Annotated in this window: 20 protein-coding genes and 5 tRNA genes; 10 read left to right on the forward strand and 15 right to left on the reverse strand. The window is 49.6% G+C overall.

The features are described from left to right. Positions 1-3: 3 nt before the first annotated feature. The 5 genes from GII36_RS03885 to GII36_RS03905 form a co-directional block, all read right to left on the reverse strand. A complete protein-coding gene (locus GII36_RS03885) occupies positions 4-1,068 on the reverse strand; it encodes a hypothetical protein (RefSeq protein WP_260762676.1) in 1,065 nt (354 codons plus the stop codon). 48 nt (positions 1,069-1,116) lie between these two features. Then, complete coding sequence (locus tag GII36_RS03890) at positions 1,117-2,397, reverse strand: Mur ligase family protein (RefSeq protein ID WP_260762679.1); 1,281 nt, start codon at positions 2,395-2,397, stop codon at positions 1,117-1,119. 39 nt (positions 2,398-2,436) lie between these two features. Then, positions 2,437-2,513, reverse strand: a tRNA-Ala gene (locus GII36_RS03895). A gap of 33 nt (positions 2,514-2,546) precedes the next feature. Further along, on the reverse strand, positions 2,547-3,251 hold the full coding sequence (locus GII36_RS03900; protein WP_260762681.1) for a hypothetical protein: 705 nt from the start codon (positions 3,249-3,251) through the stop codon (positions 2,547-2,549). A gap of 152 nt (positions 3,252-3,403) precedes the next feature. Beyond that, on the reverse strand, positions 3,404-3,772 hold the full coding sequence (locus GII36_RS03905) for a TIGR02611 family protein (protein ID WP_260762683.1): 369 nt from the start codon (positions 3,770-3,772) through the stop codon (positions 3,404-3,406). A 98-nt stretch (positions 3,773-3,870) separates the two neighbouring features. Between GII36_RS03905 and GII36_RS03910 the strand changes: the two genes are divergently transcribed. From GII36_RS03910 to GII36_RS03920, 3 genes are read left to right on the forward strand one after another with little or no spacing between them, the layout of a single operon-like run. After that, positions 3,871-4,359, forward strand: a complete 489-nt coding sequence (locus tag GII36_RS03910) for an FMN-binding protein (protein ID WP_260762685.1) — start codon at positions 3,871-3,873, stop codon at positions 4,357-4,359. After that, positions 4,322-5,200, forward strand: coding sequence for an FAD:protein FMN transferase (locus tag GII36_RS03915; RefSeq protein ID WP_260762687.1), 879 nt, complete (start codon positions 4,322-4,324; stop codon positions 5,198-5,200). The genes GII36_RS03910 and GII36_RS03915 overlap by 38 nt, the downstream gene beginning before the upstream one ends. Next, positions 5,193-6,704, forward strand: coding sequence for a hypothetical protein (locus tag GII36_RS03920; RefSeq protein ID WP_260762689.1), 1,512 nt, complete (start codon positions 5,193-5,195; stop codon positions 6,702-6,704). The genes GII36_RS03915 and GII36_RS03920 overlap by 8 nt, the downstream gene beginning before the upstream one ends. A 12-nt stretch (positions 6,705-6,716) precedes the next feature. Here GII36_RS03920 and GII36_RS03925 read toward each other — a convergent pair whose 3' ends face one another. From GII36_RS03925 to GII36_RS03960, 8 genes are all read right to left on the reverse strand, one after another. Beyond that, entirely contained in the window at positions 6,717-7,607 is an 891-nt protein-coding gene (locus GII36_RS03925; RefSeq protein WP_260762691.1) for a phosphotransferase, read from the reverse strand. 61 nt (positions 7,608-7,668) lie between these two features. Beyond that, entirely contained in the window at positions 7,669-8,361 is a 693-nt protein-coding gene (locus tag GII36_RS05885; RefSeq protein WP_313900703.1) for a DUF1653 domain-containing protein, read from the reverse strand. A 121-nt stretch (positions 8,362-8,482) separates the two neighbouring features. Beyond that, entirely contained in the window at positions 8,483-10,498 is a 2,016-nt protein-coding gene (gene ligA / locus GII36_RS03935) for an NAD-dependent DNA ligase LigA (RefSeq protein WP_260762693.1), read from the reverse strand. Further along, positions 10,479-11,627, reverse strand: a complete 1,149-nt coding sequence (locus tag GII36_RS03940; protein ID WP_260762695.1) for a hypothetical protein — start codon at positions 11,625-11,627, stop codon at positions 10,479-10,481. Before GII36_RS03940 ends, ligA begins: the two co-directional genes overlap by 20 nt. A gap of 12 nt (positions 11,628-11,639) precedes the next feature. Further along, positions 11,640-12,515 carry a M48 family metalloprotease gene (locus GII36_RS03945; protein WP_260762698.1) on the reverse strand — a complete coding sequence of 292 codons (876 nt, stop codon included), beginning with the start codon at positions 12,513-12,515 and terminating at the stop codon, positions 11,640-11,642. A gap of 33 nt (positions 12,516-12,548) precedes the next feature. Beyond that, positions 12,549-13,118: a LemA family protein gene (locus tag GII36_RS03950; RefSeq protein WP_260762701.1), complete on the reverse strand. Its 570-nt coding sequence runs from the start codon at positions 13,116-13,118 to the stop codon at positions 12,549-12,551. 80 nt (positions 13,119-13,198) lie between these two features. Beyond that, entirely contained in the window at positions 13,199-13,948 is a 750-nt protein-coding gene (locus GII36_RS03955) for a slipin family protein (RefSeq protein ID WP_260762704.1), read from the reverse strand. A 30-nt stretch (positions 13,949-13,978) separates the two neighbouring features. After that, positions 13,979-14,066, reverse strand: a tRNA-Leu gene (locus GII36_RS03960). Between the two features lie 24 nt (positions 14,067-14,090). Here GII36_RS03960 and GII36_RS03965 point away from each other — a divergent pair. After that, the gene (locus GII36_RS03965; protein ID WP_260762707.1) at positions 14,091-14,678 is read left to right on the forward strand and encodes an alpha/beta hydrolase; all 588 of its coding nucleotides are present in this window, start codon (positions 14,091-14,093) and stop codon (positions 14,676-14,678) included. Between the two features lie 23 nt (positions 14,679-14,701). Here the strand turns inward: GII36_RS03965 and GII36_RS03970 are convergent. Further along, positions 14,702-14,775 (reverse strand) — tRNA-Cys (locus tag GII36_RS03970). A gap of 76 nt (positions 14,776-14,851) precedes the next feature. On the opposite strand from GII36_RS03970, the gene GII36_RS03975 reads away from it, so the two are divergent. The 6 genes from GII36_RS03975 to GII36_RS04000 all read left to right on the forward strand — a co-directional run bounded on the left by GII36_RS03975 (position 14,852) and on the right by GII36_RS04000 (position 17,412). Next, positions 14,852-15,091 (forward strand): hypothetical protein, encoded by a 240-nt coding sequence (locus GII36_RS03975; RefSeq protein ID WP_260762708.1) that lies wholly within the window; start codon positions 14,852-14,854, stop codon positions 15,089-15,091. Positions 15,092-15,152: 61 nt separating this feature from the next. Next, positions 15,153-15,228 (forward strand) — tRNA-Phe (locus GII36_RS03980). 152 nt (positions 15,229-15,380) lie between these two features. Beyond that, positions 15,381-15,456, forward strand: a tRNA-Gly gene (locus GII36_RS03985). Between the two features lie 55 nt (positions 15,457-15,511). Beyond that, on the forward strand, positions 15,512-15,910 hold the full coding sequence (locus GII36_RS03990) for a DUF1801 domain-containing protein (RefSeq protein ID WP_260762710.1): 399 nt from the start codon (positions 15,512-15,514) through the stop codon (positions 15,908-15,910). Between the two features lie 502 nt (positions 15,911-16,412). After that, on the forward strand, positions 16,413-16,934 hold the full coding sequence (locus GII36_RS03995) for a lysozyme family protein (protein WP_260762711.1): 522 nt from the start codon (positions 16,413-16,415) through the stop codon (positions 16,932-16,934). A 61-nt stretch (positions 16,935-16,995) separates the two neighbouring features. Then, positions 16,996-17,412 carry a hypothetical protein gene (locus tag GII36_RS04000; RefSeq protein WP_260762712.1) on the forward strand — a complete coding sequence of 139 codons (417 nt, stop codon included), beginning with the start codon at positions 16,996-16,998 and terminating at the stop codon, positions 17,410-17,412. Here the strand turns inward: GII36_RS04000 and GII36_RS04005 are convergent. Beyond that, positions 17,409-18,263, reverse strand: a complete 855-nt coding sequence (locus GII36_RS04005) for an EamA family transporter (RefSeq protein WP_260762713.1) — start codon at positions 18,261-18,263, stop codon at positions 17,409-17,411. The two genes, GII36_RS04000 and GII36_RS04005, sit on opposite strands and share 4 nt — an antisense overlap. Positions 18,264-18,271 lie beyond the last annotated feature (8 nt).

Below are 18,271 nucleotides of genomic sequence, written 5' to 3' on the forward strand. Positions count from 1 at the left end.
GTACTACTGCACCACTTGTGAACTCTGAGCACTCTGCTGTTGCTGCTCTTGGAAGATTTTGCCAAGTGACGTCAGCTCTTCTTGTACTGCACTCGACTCGATGATATTGTCGGTAGGCGCCGTGAGCGGCTCGCCAGATTTGAAATCAAGTGAGACGCGAGTGGTATTGACTTGATTATTGAGCGAGGATACTACTGTAATGTCGGTAATACGCCCATTTATGGCCGTCATCTTAGTTGTAACAGAAGATTTTTGACTCTGCGCTGTCTGCTGCTGGGCTGTAGCACTCGTCTTGGCTGCCGCCGCAGCCTCGGTGCCGAGTGGATCGTAAGTTGAATCACATGATTTAGTAGCTTTGAAGAAGTCTGTCGTCTTAAGTGATTTGATGAAGCTCGTCATTGCATCTTCGTCGTAGTTAACCGTGTATACCTGTGTTGTGTCGTCTTTCTTCTCCACGCCATCTACTTTCAAAAAGCGATTACCGGAGAATATACCCGCCACCTGCTTGGAGGCACCGCTGTCACTAGAAATTTTTGCGAAAAGATCAGATGTACAGGTGTTGGAGGTATTCTTGCCTTGCTGAATCTTTACCCATTTGTTGTCTATTTTGCCGGCCAGCGAGGTAAGATCTGTTTTAAGTGTTGGGGCGCTTGCACCGACAGTTTCTGCAACCTTTGGAGCATTTGAGATGTTGATGTATGTTGTAGCTTGCCCCAGATCCGAGTATGCCTTGACTGGCACGTTGAGCTGCTCTCCCTGGTATGCGCCATCGACCTCACCTGTCAGAGATATCTTCTTGAGATCTTGCGCCACAAATGAACCTTTCATGCTAAAGGTATTGGTCTGCGCCTGCTGGGCGAGTGAGAACTGACCGTTGATACGCGGCTCTTTGAGCGTGGCCACAACCGCCTCCATAAGTTTGGCTTCGTTGCCGCCAAAAGCTCGCGCCACAAAGTTGAACGCAAAAATAAGCGCCAGTGCGGCCACAATGCCTATCGCGAGAATCCCCACGCGTCGATATGGGCTATCGACCTGTTCTTGTTGCTGTTTGGCACGTGATTCTGACATGTTTTCCCTCTCGTTATCTCGCAAAATTATTTCTATTATAGCACTTTGCTAAAAGCGTGAGAAGAATTGTGTTTTTGCCTCGAGCCACGCAGGCGTTTGTCGTACAAGTTGGTCATTGTCATCTATGCTATGCAAGATAACTTTCACTGCCTCTTCTACAAAAATACCACCTTCGGAACCTTTTGCTAGGATTACCGCTCCTGGCTCAATAAATTGGTGCACATAACTGCCGGCGCTGATCGCATCTGGAAAACTTTTGACAGGACAACCATTTGCTTGGGCCGCGGGAGCGAGATATTTCGCAGCTTCGTCGCCAACCGTCACCACCCAATCAATCTGATCTGGGTAACACATACGACCAAGTCTTTCGTGTTCGGCAGCCGAGCTCGCGCCAAGCTCGTTCATACTACCGAGAATAGCAATGTGCTGCGGCGCCGGAAGATTGATAAGCGTCTGGAGTGCCATCTGGGCGGCGGCTGGGCTAGAGTTGTACGTGTCATCTATCACCGTAGATCCATTGGCGCCTTTTAGTACATTCATGCGGCCATGCACCGCGCGAATCATCTCAGCACCACGCACAATAGCATCTGGTGCCATACCAAAGTGGATACCGACCGCTACTGCGCCAACAATGGGGCGCACATTATGCTCGCCGAGCACGTGTAGAGTAGCATGGATATTGTCGGCAAACTCCGGATTGGTAAAGTAGCCCTTGTGGCCTCCTTCAAGCGAAAAATCTTCGTCGATAAACGAATACTCGGCCAGGCCGCTCGTGCCGTACGTATCAATGTTTGGGTTGGTGAGCAGCTGGGCAAAGCGGCCTTCTATATCGTCGCGGTTGATGATAACGACTTTACTGAAGTTGCCTAGGCTTAACTCTTCAGCCGCCACCGCGTCAATCGTGCCAAAAAACTCCATATGCTCTGGAGTAATTGCGGTTATCACCCCCACATCTGGCTGCAAGTAGCGGCCAAAAGCTGGGATATCACCTGGCTTGTCGGTACCAATCTCTTGGATTATCACGTCGACATCACTCTCGGCTTTGATACGCTCTTTGGCTTGCTTGAACACGTGTCGCCATGCAAGCGGACTGCGGATGTTGTCGGGGTATTCGATTCCTAGAATTGCTAGCGGCACGCTCATCTCGGTATTGTGATTGCCCTCGTGCATACGCACACGATATTGCTGACTCAAAACAGTGGCAATAGCTGTTTTGGTACTTGTCTTGCCAACGCTTCCTGCCACGCAGATAAGTTTGACATCTTGGTGCGCCGCGAAATATTGGACAACGTAGTTTTCTAGCTTCTTTTGTACATAATCTTTGAACATGCTACGTATCAGCATAACCAATTATGGAAATAATTTCTATGGTGGAGCATAGCGGATTCGAACCGCTCGCCTCTTCCATGCCATGGAAGCGCTCTAGCCAAATGAGCTAATGCCCCTTAATCCAATCCCACAATTATACATGATTACTTCTACTTGTGTAGCTGCGCGAGCTTCGGAGTGACCACAAACAAGAGCACGGCTGCAAGTAGCACCGCAAACCCGCACATGACGCTCGGAATAGCAGCGAGCGTCTCGGGCTGCAAGAGATTCGCCGCAATAGTTGGCACGATGAACACTAAATACCCGATTCCAAGCCAGTTAAGTGCACTTCGCCGGGCCGGCTGTTTCATGGCACGCGCATAGATAAACGCTGCTGCTGTACCAACCATGAGCCAGACATAGTAGTAGAGTATGTAATACGTGAGTGCCGGACGCGCCATCTCGAAAATCACGTAATTGCCTAAGCATGCACCTCCTTGCACCGCATGTCCAACTGTCAAGAAAAACGCCGAAAAACCTATCGCAATAGCATAACCGAGACCAACGATAAGTCGCTGTGACTTGCCAGCGATTATCATACCGAGATGTACCCCCAGTGGCGGCAAAAACGATATCGCCACCCAGCCAACACGCGCCCAGCCCAAGCTCGACAGATCCAGAGCCGACACACAAATCATATATTCGGCCAACTGAAAGATCGCAAGGCATAGCAGTACGGCAATAATGAGCTTACTTGCAGGCAGCGATCGATACCGCACCAGTACAATCAGCGCAGCAATCATCTCAAATGCAAATGTCAACAACATCACGAGCGGTGAAAAACAATACAAGGTTAGAGGATTACGGCGTGTCATAGTAAGATCTCAGAAAAGAGCTGTTGCGCGCCCACCCGGGGCGCAGTTTTGTGTTGGAAAAAGCAATTTTTGTTTTCTCGTGGCAAAAGGCAGCCCCCTTTGCGCACCAGCTCGCCTACCAGTATGCGCCACTTAGCAAGAAAGCACAAGTATTATCGAGCGAAAATCGGCAGTGGTGAATGCGCCCATGGCCAGTCGAGCCCCAGAATATCGCACATAAATCCATAGCCATTGAGTAGCCAGACTGTCAGCACCACCACAATAGCCGTTGCACACCAGAAAAGCGCCCGTACTACTGCGCTCTGGGCAGCCAACCAGTGCTGCCATGCGTCGTATTTACCCTTCGCGAAATGCAGTATACGACCGGCCCACTCGAACTCAGTTGCAAGTATTGCCAGCGCCGCAAACACGATCAGCCAGCCTGGACCCGGATATGGGATTGCGACGACTCCTACCACCAGCAGCAAACCGCCTGCGAGGCCGACTACTACTTTCTTCCCGTGACGTTTGGCTGCATCCATATATTTAGCATACCAGATACGACTCGTATTAAGTTTTTTCTCAAACTCTCTCATGTATACTACAAATAATATAGTAGTAATCAAAAGGGGCGTAACGCGTGCAAGACAACAAGGCAAAACTCATCGGACTAGTCGTAATTGCGCTACTCGCTATCGGCGGTACTGGCGCCGTAGTAGTACTCAACAAGCAGGACAGCGGACAGTCATCGGAAGCAACAACGACCGAACAGCAAACTCCGGCCACCGAAACTGATAGTGCCACCTCGAACAGCTCCACGACGGCGACGACGGATACCTACAAAGATGGTGAATACAGTGCCGACGGCACGTACCGCACACCTGGCGGCAACGAAACGATCTCTGTCGATATCACGCTGAAAGACAATACTGTCACTGCCGTCAGCGTCGAAGGTAATGGTACTGGCGACTCAGCCGAGTATCAGGCCATGTTCAAACAAGGCATCGCAAGTCAGGTTGTTGGTAAAAAGATTGATGAGCTCAATGTGTCTCGTGTCTCTGGTTCATCGCTCACTTCTACAGGATTCAACAATGCACTCGATACCATCAAGCAGCAGGCTCAGGCATAGGCTCTCGTTCGAAGCCATTGGTACCCGCTGGCATATCGACACCCCCACACATATACCTGCAGGTGCTGCAGCAGACATATACGCGGCTATTCAGGCATTTGATCAAAAATGGTCACGATTTCGCAGCGACTCGCAAGTCAGTGCACTACGCCTCACGGTTGGTACACTCGCGCTTGATGCAGACGAATACGCCATGTGGCAGCTCTATCGCCAAGTATACGATGCCACAGATAGTGCCGTGTCTCCGCTTGTAGCTGCGGCACTAGAAGCAAGCGGCTATGACGCAGCCTATTCGCTGACTCGTACGGCAGAAGCGACTGCAGCGCCCGACTGGGATGATGCGCTCTCGCTTGGTCACAACTCCCTCACGGTTCACCAGCCCACGCTGCTCGATATTGGAGCCGCCGGCAAAGGCCTCCTTGTTGATCGTGTCGCCTCACTACTCAGTAATACGATTGATACGTATACTATCGACGCAGGTGGCGATATCTACGTCGCGGGACATAGCGAGCGTATCGCACTCGAACATCCCGATAATGCGTCGTTCGCGATCGGTGTCGCTCATGTGGCCGACAGTGCACTCTGCGGCTCTGCGCCAAACAGACGCACATGGGCAGACACGCATCACATCATCGACGCGCGAAGCGGCGTGTCGACTACGCATATCGCAGCTACCTGGACACTCGCAGCTACTGCCATGGCAGCCGACCTAGCCACAACCACGCTGTTTTTTCTCCCACCCGAGTCTACGCAGCAGCTTATCCCATGTCAGCCTGTCGTGATGAATACAAACGGTCAACTGCGCTATACTACAAACAAAGATATGGAAATATATGCGTAAACTGCTTTCAAGCCTAGAATCGCTCACCAATTCACTCACGATGTATATGGTGACGGTCTACGCGCTACTCGCCATTGTCTTGGTGTCGCTGCTACTCAGTGCTGTAGGCGAACTTGGATTCCCCGTATTGGCACTGCTCGCGACGCTTTTGACAGTACTTGCCAGCACATATCTCTCTAGTCGGCTCTGCGCCTGGACATTTGGCACGCAGCACAACCGAGCATCGGGTCTTATCACATCACTCATTTTGTACTTGACGCTTGCACCGGGAGATACTGCCGTAGAACTATTCAAAATCGCGCTAATCGGCTGTATTGCAAGTGTCTCAAAATATTTACTCGTCTGGCGCGGTCGGCATATCTTCAACCCAGCCGCACTCGCACTCGCACTCGGCAGCTTCCTTGGCTTAAGCTCCGCATTATGGTGGGTCGGCACGCCGCTGCTACTGCCGGTCGTACTTATCACAGGGCTTATCATCGTTACCAAAACGCGGCGGTATGCCATGGTAACTACATTTACTGTTGTCGCCATCGTGACATCGATAGCGGTCGCAGCATCTACCAGCTATCCAGTCCTAGATGCACTGCGGCTTGATATACTATCTGGACCTCTAGCATTTTTTGCCGCTGTCATGCTCACCGAACCACTTACTTCCCCTGCCACTCGGCGTCACCAAATAGGCTATGCTGGACTTGTAGGGCTACTATATAGCGCACAGCTGCCGTGGGTCTCAACTCCCCACATCTCTCTCCTAGTCGGCAATCTGTATCGGCTTATTGTGCAGCCACAGCGCAGTGCACTGTCGCTCCGTGTCATATCAGTCAGTGAGATTGCACCCGGCGTCTACGAACTACAAGCAATGCCAGCACATGCAATTCGCTATACAGCCGGACAGTACCTCGAGCTGCAGGTACCTCACGCGAAACAAGATAGTCGTGGTACGCGTCGAATCTTTTCAATTGCGTCGTCGCCAGACGAGAAGACTCTGCGGCTTACCACTCGTGTACCCACACACAAAGCGAGTAGTTTCAAGCACGCCTTCGTACGACTCACCCCCGATACCCAACTCCGCGCTACCTATATAGGCGGCGATTTCGTACTACCGCACGATCCCAAAGCGCCACTCCTATGGGTTGCTGGTGGTATCGGGATTACGCCATTTCGTGCCATGGCCGCGTCTCTTCTATCTGCACATGATATGCGCCCTGTCATACTCTTCTATCAGGCATATACACCGAGAGACTTAGCGTATTTGTCGTTTTTCACACGTGCAGCACGAAGTCTCTCGCTCACAATCATCCCAGTGGTAGCTGAAGCACCGGCAAACTGGACGGGCGAAACAGGGCGCGTATCACGTACGTTACTCGGGCGCTACGTTCCAGACATTCATATGCACCATGTGTACATCTCTGGTGCACCGGCTATGGTAGAATCTACCCGCAGCCTCTTCGCACACGACTACAAACCCGTGCAAATCATGACTGACCACTTTAGCGGCTATTAAAACTCATAACATCTACACAGTAAGCTGTGTACGAGTAGCGAGCAGATCGTAGCAAAAACGTACATTCGCAGCCTGAGATTGGCGCACATCAGTCAGCTGACCATCACTTGTGCCCAACACCTCCAGCCAATATCCAAGCGTCGACACGATCGCCTGCTCATCAAACAAACTAGGGTATTTATCATACACATCGTAGCCGCTTCGCGCCACGCTGACACAAAGCGATGCAATATCGAGCGCGTCATCGCCGACACAAAGCCATGTCCAGTCAATTAGCTTACCGGTGCGCGTCTGTGGATCATAGGCGAAGTTATCGGCGCGAAGATCGTCGTGTACGAGCGTATCCTGACGTACATGCCATACCTGCATCAGCTCGTTGCAGCGCGCTACCATAGCGGGAGTTACAGTAATACCCTGGCTTCGCATCAGCACATCGTTTGCACGAGAAAGCACTGTCTCGCTATGCAATTCGGGCCAACGGTTTTGCACTCCAACGACTTTGCGCATCGAGAAGTCTGTATCGGCCTCAAACAAATACCGTAGCGCCTTCAGATCTTTGCGCGCTCGCATGATTGCATGGAGCTTATCGTCGCTCCACGATGGAGTAAAGTCGTAGCCAAGCATAGCCTGAATTGCAAATGCCGTCTCATCAGCATTGACCGCGAGCAACCGTGGCATATAGTCGTAGCCCGCTTCTTGCAAGATCTTATACGCTTTGATTTCTTTGCGTGTCCAATGTGCCGAGTTTTCGTCCATAGCACACTTCACGAAGACCTGCGAACCGTCAAGAAGATTGATTAAGCCCGTGTACGCAGCCGTAAAACCCTGATCAGCTTGCTGCAACCCAGGAATGCGCGGAGCAATATCTGCTTGCCAGTCATAATAATAAACAAATTTATCCATACGTAACCGAGCTAAGCATGAGTGTCATTGTCACTATCTTAGCAAATAGCGGAATGTAGCACTAGTTGTTTTCGAGATTGATTTTTGCAAAACGGGGCTGGCGCATACCATCTATCTCAATAGTTTCTACAAACATCTCGTATGGACGAACCCATACGGACGGCAAACCCCTAGCCTTACGTTTGTACGATACATACACCACCAACCATTCCAGAGTTTCGCTATGACACGCCAGTTCGGTCACTGTGTACATACCACCCTTGTAATGCCGATATGGACCCGTAGGCAACTTTGGCGGCTCCCCCGTCTGCTTCATGGATCCTGTGTCAGACTTTTGATGCAATTTTTCATCTCGCTGCCCATCCATTTCCGGATATTTGCTCGGGTCAGCCCGACAGTACTGTGCCCATTTGTCGTCTTCGTCTGGCATCTTGACTGTTTCGATATAGTGCCCAGCCAGGAACCCGCCTTTTTTGTCGCGCTTGTGTCGCTGGACTGCGCGTAGCTCATCGGAGCCAATCGCTTGGCTTGTACATAGATCGTCGAGGAGTTGCTGTACATCAGCGATTTCTTCTACTAGCTCGTCGCGTGTCTTGGCACCTTTGACTTCGTCGGCCTCTTCATGGAGTTTCTCGGCCATGGCGGCACGAAGCGCGTCGCCACTTAGCTGCTCACCAGTCGGTGTGTGACCAGCCTCGATATGCCAATCCCATATATTGTCGCGCACAAGTTTGTGATAACGAAATGTTGGCATAATCCCCCACTTTCAGTATACATTCTGTACCCCATTATACGCTTCACGTTCGTATTTGCTGTTTTTGTACCCATATCTCACCCGGTGATACAGTGACAAAAAATACAACACAAATCACGGATCACTTTAGTAGCTCGTGCAATGTCTTTTCGTCGATAATTTTTGTGCCGTAGCTCTCAGCTTTCTTGAGCTTACTCGCGCCGACTTTGCCGCCCGCCACCAGGTAGGTCGTGTCTTTACCTACGCTTGTCTGAAATGTACCACCAAGTGCGCGGATACGATCGGCTGCTTCGTCGCGGCTCATACTAGTGAGCGTACCGGTTACCACAAAACTTTTGCCCGACAGTCTGCCGGTTTTTTGCTCATAGTACGGCACCACACCAAGCTCGGTAAACTTGTCGAGCAGCGCCAAGTTATCTTCATCGGCGCACCATGCAACGATACTTTCTGCCACGACCTTGCCAATACCGTCGACTTGTTCGAGTTGCTCAATTGTCGCTGTTTTGAGCGCATCAACACTCTGGAACTTATTTGCCAGATCAATCGCCGTCTGCGCACCGACATGACGAATCCCGAGACCAAGGACGAACTTTTCAAGCGGCGGCTGCTTCTTGTCAGCAATCGCGAGAATGAGTTTGCGCGCAGATAAGTCAGCAAACCGATCGAGCCGTATCACGTCTTCGTAGGTGAGTTTATAAATATCCGCCACATCGCGTACCAGCCCAGCGTCTACTAGCGCCACGACGTTTTTCTCGCCCAACGTGTCGATATCGAGCGCACCCTTGCTCGCATAGTACTGCACTGCACGCTTGAGTATCAGGTCGCCCGATGCTCCTTTGACACGGTACACTACATCCTTGCCTGTACGCTCAAAATCCAGCTCGGGATATTGTTCCTGTAGGGCTTTTTCGTATTCAAATTTCTCGGCTGTTTTTGGTCGCAGCTCCGTTACCACACTTTCGACCTGCGGGATGATGTCGCCCGCTTTGAAGATGACGACAGTGTCACCGATCCGCACATCTTTGCGTGCAATCTCATCGGCATTGTGCAGACTAGCGTGTTGCACCGTCGTACCTGCAACTACCACCGGATCAAACACAGCAACAGGCGTTGCTGCACCTGTGCGACCGATGCTGATGACGATATCTTTCACTATGGTGGTCGCCTGCTCAGCAGCATATTTGTACGCCACAGCTGCCCGAGGCTGCTTGCCCACGACGCCCAGTTGAGCGAACTGGGCGCGGTCGTTTACCTTGATCACTAGGCCATCAGTATTAAATGGCAGCTCGCCACGGATTTTACCCACATGGTCTACAAATTTCATCGCGTCGTCTATCGATGTAAACACGCTGGCTTCGCGGTTACGCGAGATGCCGAGCGCAGTCAACGCTTCATAGGCAAACATATTTGTCGGCACATCACTTGGGTCGTCACGCAGAAGATCATAGCCACGAAAATGCAATGGCCGTGCCGCCACTAGACGCGGATCAAGTTGTCGGATCGTGCCAGCTGCGAGATTGCGCGGATTAGCAAATTCCGGCTCACCATTCTGACGACGCTTTTTGTTGAGCGCCTCAAAATCCTTCTTCAGCATCACGATCTCACCGCGAATTTCGGTGCGACCCTGCAGCAGCTTTTCGAAACCAGCCGTCTCGTACAGTCGCAGTGGGACATTTTTGATAGTGCGCACATTGTTCGTCACGTCTTCCCCCGCAAAACTATCGCCACGTGTTACCGCCTGCACCAGCACACCGTCTTGGTAGATGAGCGCGCAGGCCAGTCCGTCCATTTTGATATCGGCAAAAAATTCATGCTTACTACCAGGCAGTAACTTGTCCATACGCACCACCCACGCCCGTACTTCTTCCACATCAAAAACATCATTAAGACTCAGCATGCGCGTACTGTGTGTCACCTTGACGAATCCCTCTTTGAGCTCATTGCCGACACGTTGCGTAATACTGTCAGAGGTCACCAGCTCGGGGTGTTCGGCTTCGAGCTGCTTGAGTTCGCTAAACAGCCCATCGTACACGGCGTCACTAACACTCGGTGCATCCTCGACATGATACTCATAGTTATAGCGGTTCAGTAGTGCACGCAGCTCTCGGATTCGTGCGCTAGGCTGGGGTTGCATCATCGTCAACCACCTTTCGATAGAGCAGGTATACATAGCTAGCTGTCCAGATGATCGTAAAAGTGCTCATAAGTAGCAAGAAGAACGGTACGATCGGAATCCAATCAGTTTGCTCAAATTTAGATTTGATAAATGTATCTAGAAGAATAATCGGCACCATAATCACTACCCACCATGAGACAAGCGTAAGCACAAGCCATATCATACGATACACCAAGCGAAGACGTCGACCAACTACCAGATCACCTGCGATAGCAAGCGCACGAAATGGATATATACCCGGAAGCGTCACGACGACAAGCGCAAAGCAAGTACTTACAATCCAATATAGAGACGCCACTACTATAAGAGATAATCCTAACCCTGCCGCCATCGATGCTACACCCTGCTGAATGAAACCCGTCTGCCAACCAGCACTTGCTACAATTATAGCAAGAGCTGCCGGCACGAGCTGAATGAGAACCACCAAAAAGAGGAGAAATGTTGGTAAAATTGGTGCTCCAGCACTATAGAGACCATCGCGCAGCTTCACCTTTTTGTTTGCCAGTATATTACGAAGTAACCATACAACCGTCAACCACATATATAGACTGAAAAAGACAGCGGCAATCTTTTGCCCATCACTAAGATCACCAGTTAGCCCTGTCGTTGTTGCGCTTAGTAAGAGAAGTCCAGCCTTACTCACTTCTCCAGTAGCACCACCGAACATACCATCTGGCGCTGTGGTTTTGAGTAAATCACCGAGCTGCGAATATGTATCTTGCGAGCCCAGCAGCCCAAACGCAGTCGTTAATATGAGAAATATCATACCCAACAGACCAAATGTCAACTTATGCTGCCATAGTGTGCGAGCAACCTCAATTGTAAATGCAAAATATCCTGGCAGCCTAAGTGAACGTGTATAGTCGCGGCGCCGAGTGAATTGAAAACTACGATGTGGACGACGCAGTAGAAATCCAGCACGGCGACGCTGCATAGATTTGTACCGGCTGGCAACTCCAAGCAATGGACGCTTCCACCAAGTAGTCGACTTTACATTTGCAGTTGGTTGCTTAGCGGATTTTTTGGTTGGAGTAGCAACTTTCTTGGGAGATTTGACACGGGACTTTACGGTAGATTTTTTTGTTGGCATATGAATATCTTCTTAGAATTTTGTAGCATTATCGCGCAATCTTGCAATACGCTCATCTAGGGGTGGGTGTGAGCTAAACAGTTTGTTCATAAAACCAGATTTAAGCGGATTATTGAAGAAAAGGTGTGCAGTTGCAGAGCTCTGGCGTTGCATTGGACGGCCATACTCTTTGAGTTTTTCGAGCGCATTGGCGAGTCCTTCGCTATCACGTGTTGTCATAGCGCCGGTAGCGTCTGCCAAATACTCGCGCTGACGACTCACGGCCAACTGCACAACTGCCGCAATAATAGGTGCTAGGATAACAAATATCACTCCGATAACAATTACTATCGGATTCACATTGCGATTGTCGCTATCGCTAAAAAATAGCATGCGCAGCACCATATCGGACAAAATACTGATAGCGCTTACAAGTCCAAATGCAATCATCGATACGCGAATATCGTAGTTTTTGACATGTCCAAGCTCATGCGCCATGACACCTTCAAGCTCACGGTCATTCATAATCTCAAGTATGCCCGTGGTAGCCGCAACAATCGCGTGCTGAGGATTGCGTCCAGTTGCAAAAGCGTTTGGTGCCGGATCATCGATAATATATACCTTTGGCATTGGCATGCCTTCTGTGATAGCCAAGTTCTCGACGATACGATACAAACGCGGATTGTCTTTTTTCTCGATTTCCTGCGCCCCTGTCATTGATACGGCGAGCGAACTGGCGGCATAATACTGGATGATAGCATATACGGCAGCCGCACCAATCGCCCAATACGCAAACGATGTGTTGCCATAAAATAGACTGACAACGTAGCCTATCGCTCCGATAATACCCACAAACACCGCCATAATCAGGACGGTGTTGCGTTTGTTTGCGGCAATAGCACTATACATAGAATCTTTTGGACTTTTCTACTAGTTTAGCGACTAAAACTTAACTTCAACTGGATTTTCGACGCTCGCCATATCTTCGACTTCGAAGAACTCGCGCTCTTTGAATCCGAGCATGCCGGCAAATACATTGTTTGGAAAAATCTGGATCTTGGTATTGAGGTCGCGTACGCCACCGTTGTAGAAACGGCGAGATGCCTGAATCTTGTCCTCTGTGTCTACCAGCTCATTCTGAAGCTGTAGAAAGTTTTCGTTTGCCTTGAGGTCTGGATATGCTTCAGCCACGGCAAAAAGGCTTTTGAGAGCACCTTCGAGCATATTCTCAGCTTCAGCAGTTTGCTGTACACCTTTAGCATCCATCACGGCGCTACGGGCTTCAGTCACCTTCTCGAATACACCGCTTTCGTGCGCAGCATACCCCTTCACGCTATTGACGAGATTTGGGATCAAATCGGCACGACGCTTGAGTTGCACCGTGATATCGCTCCACGCTTCGTCTACGCGTACCTTGAGCGTGACCAGCGAGTTGTAGGTTGTCCAGAGGAAGATACCCAGAACGATAAGGAGTCCGAGGACTACGAGTAAAATAATGAGGCCAGTTGACATAGTGTAAATCTATTCCCTTCTGTAGTTTGTGTGTATTTATAGTATAGCGCGTCTGGGGCGCTATATCTAGTGCACCCCTGCTATTTTTGGACGATTTTGGCAACCGTCTCAGTAAGGTCGGCCGGTAAGACGAAGAGAGTCTTCTGACTTGGCTCGGCGCTAATCTTCTCGAGTGTCTGCAAAGTACGAATACTTAGACCGCCAGGTGTCGCCGCTAGCATGTGCGCTGCCTCAGCCACGGCCTGCGCCGACGCCTTCTCGCCCTCCGCCGTGATAATCACCGCACGACGTTCTCGCTCGGCCTCTGCCTGCTTGGCCATAGCACGTTTCATATCTGTCGGCAGCTCGATATTTTGCACTTTTACGGCCTCGACGTCGATACCCCACTGGTCCGTTTGCCGATCAACAATTTCTTTGATCTGCTGGCTGATTTCTTCGCGTTTGCCGAGCAGATCATCCATATCCACATTGCCCGTCACATCACGTAGCGCTGCCTGAGCAAACTGGCTCGTCGCATAAATATAATTTGTCGTCTCAAGCACTGCCTTTGGTGCATCTACCACACGAAAATATACTACCGCATCGACACCGACAGTCACGTTGTCTTTAGTAATCACTTCTTGCTTTGGCACATCAATCGGTGTACTACGTACATCCACACGGATGAGGCGCTGAAAGATCGGGATGACAATACGCAGGCCAGGCTCACGAATACCGCTAAATTTGCCTAGTGTTAACACTACGCCTCGCTCGTACTGATTGATAACTTTAATACCGCTCAGCACAAATAACACGGCCGCGATTATAATTGCCCAGAACACTACGTCCATACCCCATCTCCTAGTTGCTTTAATATCTTCTGGTGCGCAGAGCGGGAATCGAACCCGCACGCCTTATTCAGGCAAGAGATTTTAAGTCTCTCGTGTCTACCAATTCCACCATCCGCGCGTATAGAACCAGTATACTAGATATATGAAACAAATCCTTATAATTCATGGTGGCTCTAGCTTTGCGAGCTATCATGATTACATCGACTATATGCAAACCATGCCGCTAGACTACGAAAGACTCAAACATAGCCAGAAGTGGAAACCCTGGATCGCCGAAGAGATGATAGACGCCGACGTACTACTGCCGGCATTTCCAAACGGCGCCAACGCGATATTCGACGAGTGGAAACTGTATTTCGAGAAGATTTTACCCTTTCTCGAGGACGACGTACAGCTTGTCGGCCACAGCCTTGGTGCCATGTTTCTCGGCAAATATTTACAGCATTGTCCCCTCGCTAAACCCGTGCGACGTGTTATCTTGATCGCCGGGCGCTACACGGACATTGCATACGACGCAGGCAGCTTCGAGCTTACAGATGTGTCACGACTGAGCGAAAGTGCCGACGAGGTGCATCTTTTCCATAGCCAAGATGATAAGGTAGTACCTTATACCGATCTAGCCAAGTTTCAAGCTGATCTCCCTGGCGCCATTTCGCACACTTTCACCAATAGGGGTCATTTCAACGACGCGACGTTTCCGGAGCTACTCAAGCTTCTCAAACAAAAATAACCCCGAACTTCGAGATTATTGTTTGGAGGCACGTACGGGAGTCGAACCCGTCTCTAAGGTTTTGCAGACCTCCGCGTAACCGCTCCGCCAACGCGCCATCTCGGATTATTATAGCAGATACTGCACTAATCTATGATCACCAACTTTTCATAAGCAGAGTATAATAAATACATATGATATGGGTAGTAATCCTGGTGGCAGTTATCTTATTTATCGTCGGTATAATATCTCCACATGCAGCGGGGAAAGTCCAGTACAAGACCGACGTCGAAGCAGGATGGCTCAAACGTACATCCGAGTGGCTATGGGATCCGGTCACATGGTGGGCAAAAGGCAGTATTGAAATGTCCCGCAAAATCATAAAATATGTCGCGCAATGGGGTCGCAAAACCCGCAAGAAACTTCCCTTCTAGCCCTACCTTGGCAAATAAGGTCAAATCTAGTAGAATGTACAGAGTTCAATTGAACCGTTGTGGCTCTTTAGCTCAGTTGGTAGAGCAGAGGCCTGAAGAGCCTTGTGTCCCCAGTTCAAGTCTGGGAGGAGCCACCAGGAAAGAAGATCAGTACGCTGGTCTTTTTTCTATGCCATGACACGCACATACGAAATTAAAAGTCCGAAAGGTATCTCGTAATCCCACAAGTAAACTCACCCGCCCCTGTTGCTTTTTGGCGTTTCCTTCGTTATAATCATTTAAGCAACATGCGGGTTTAGCTCAGTTGTTAGAGCGCTTCCTTGCCATGGAAGAGGCCAGGAGTTAGAGTCTCCTAACCCGCACCAATTTTACGATTTTGTCGAATACACCCGAATGGGTGTATTTTGCTATGATGGGTTTATGCAGAAATATAAAACAGTCGAAGAGTTTGTGAATGATCTGAATGACGATAAACAATCGCAAGTAGGTATGCTAAGAGACCTTATTCTAAGCACCGAGCCACAACTAGAAGAGCATATTAAATGGAATGCTCCTAGTTATGTTCTAGATGGTGAAGATCGGATTACGTTTAATCTTATGAATAAGGAAGGGGTAGTCAAGCTTGTACTCCATATGGGTGCTACGCGCAAGGAAGATAAAAAAGGCACACCACTTATGCAGGATGAAAGCGGATTAATAGAGTGGAGTTCTGACATCAGAGGAATGATTACATTCAATTCTTCAACAAACATCAGCTCAAATGCAACTTCACTAAAAAAGATCATCAAGGATTGGCTCGCAATTCCTTCATTAATCTAATCAATAAATAATTACATTCGTATCTTCGTGTGCGATTGGTATGTTTGGTAGCTCCGCAAGCCGACCATCTACGAGTGCTTTGAAAAGTTTAAGTAAATTCTGTAGTTCCGCACCATGAAAAGACCAGTCCTTTAGCGGCTGGTTTTTCATGGCCATGTAAGATCTCAAACTCCTGACCTCTTTAGAAACCATAAAAAGCTAGAAACGACTCTCGAATCCGCTTCCGGCGGGTCAAGAATCAGAATCTCCTGGCCCGTAGTGTGACACTTACTTTATAGCACATCTTGCCATTTGGGAAGATGATGACATGTCGTGGCAGGGCATGTCACAGATGCCGGGTACCGTGCAGCAAATCAGTAAATAGCTTATACTTATACGAGTGGCGTCTACTCTCAAGCGCAAAATTCGGCGCGCCCTTAGGCACAAGCTTCGCGACACAAGCTGTATGACAATAGCGGCTGTCATATTGCTTTGCGTGGGTCTTGTCGGCTATGCTGTGTATATGGACAACAGACGTCTAGCCGTTGACCCTGCAAGCTATACACCGCTACTTGATTTGATAGCAAACGTAGAGAGCAAGGATAATTACAATGCGTATTTTGGCAACGCAGACAATACGTCGACCAACTTCACACAAATGACAATTGCCCAAGTACAATCGTGGCAGGCAGCGCATATAGCAGAGGGCCATGCAAGCAGTGCTGTCGGCAGGTATCAAATTATCGACACGACACTCCGTGAGCTTGTGCGGCAGCAGGGCATCGACACGAACCGCAAGTTTGACAAATTACTCCAAGATCAACTCGCGATCGCACTACTCGAACGACGAGGCAGCGAAAAGCTTGTCAATCGCGAGATCACTAAGGAACAGTTTGCCGCAAACTTGGCCATGGAATGGGCAGCATTTCCAAAAGTCATTGGCCCCAATCCGGACACTAGCTACTATGATGGCGATGGACTCAACTCATCACTCGTAAGCGTCGAACAAGTACTCAAAGCGATTGCGCCTATCAAGCCTCAATAAACGATGGCTTCGTCAGTTGACTCGTCCTAGTCGCTCGATAAAAATGCTACACTATAGATATATGGCAATACAACCTCAACCATTACCCGATCATATTACGCCATACGCATTTGATTTTCGATGGGACAATTCCCTCCTATGGCAACTTGACAATATCCCGACAGAAAAAATGGATATCAACGATCTTGTCTGGCATTTTGATATACCGTGGCTGCATACATCTGGTGAACGCTTTAATCTCACACCTCGCGATATCATGTCAAAACCTAGCGCTTATTCAGAAGAGTATACCCGCACTATGAACGCTGACACAAATTACCCTATCGACATCATGTTTAACAAAAATCGTTGGCTTATCCTTGATGGTCTTCATCGGCTCATGAAGCTCGTCGATCAAGGGGAGACAAAAGTCACTGTGCGCAAAATACCGCGAGAAATGATCCCCCGTATTACAGTGAAGAGTACTACCTCCCCTTAGATCACTAGCGCTACAACCCCCGCGAAGCATAGTAGAGCCGCAAGCAACTTGCGACCAATGCTGTGCCTCTCTGCGGAGATGAAAATGAGTGCCAGTAGTGTTGTGACGATGATGCCTGTTTGGCGCAGCGGTGAAATAACTGACAGCGAACCCTCGCTATACGCATAGAGCATCGCAAGACTACCTAGACCATAAAAAGTCGCCAAGATAAGTAGCTTCCATATTGTGCTTCGATCACGAAATACCTCCGGCACAGCCCGCATGGTTTTGGGGCGAATCAGAAACACCACTATGACGGGCAACAGAAAACTAACTGCCGCCCACGACAGCGTGTCGACATGTCGCCCCACATATGCCCATGACGTGATAGCGATACCGAAGAGTATACCGGTCAGTAAGCCGTAGAGCGCACCACGATCTGTCAAAAGTTTGGCTGGCTGCTTGACCAGCGTCAGCACACCGGCAAATATCAATAGCGCCCCGCCAGCCTGCAGCCACGTCAGTTGCTCGCCAAACAGCAACATGCCAAACAGCATCATCCAAATAGCATGAGTCGCAAAGTAGACCGAAAAAGCCGAGGCCTCTACTTTCTGAAGCGTTTTGGCGTAGATCACATGACCTACTCCGTACGCTACAGCCGAGATGAGCACCGGTTGCCAAACCGCTTCGATCCCAGAAAGATTGATGCCCACAACAAACGCGACGATGGTGAGCAATACGCCCACCATACCCTGAAACACTGCCGCATACGCATACGGATTAAGTCGACCACCCCGCAGCAATATGCGCTGTAAGACAATCGAAATCGAAAGCCCCAGTACACTGATTGCCGTATAGATTTGCCATGTCATGTCCGTAG

This window comes from Candidatus Mycosynbacter amalyticus (assembly GCF_025273655.1).
GTDB classification, from domain to species: Bacteria; Patescibacteriota; Saccharimonadia; order Saccharimonadales; family Saccharimonadaceae; genus Mycosynbacter; species Mycosynbacter amalyticus.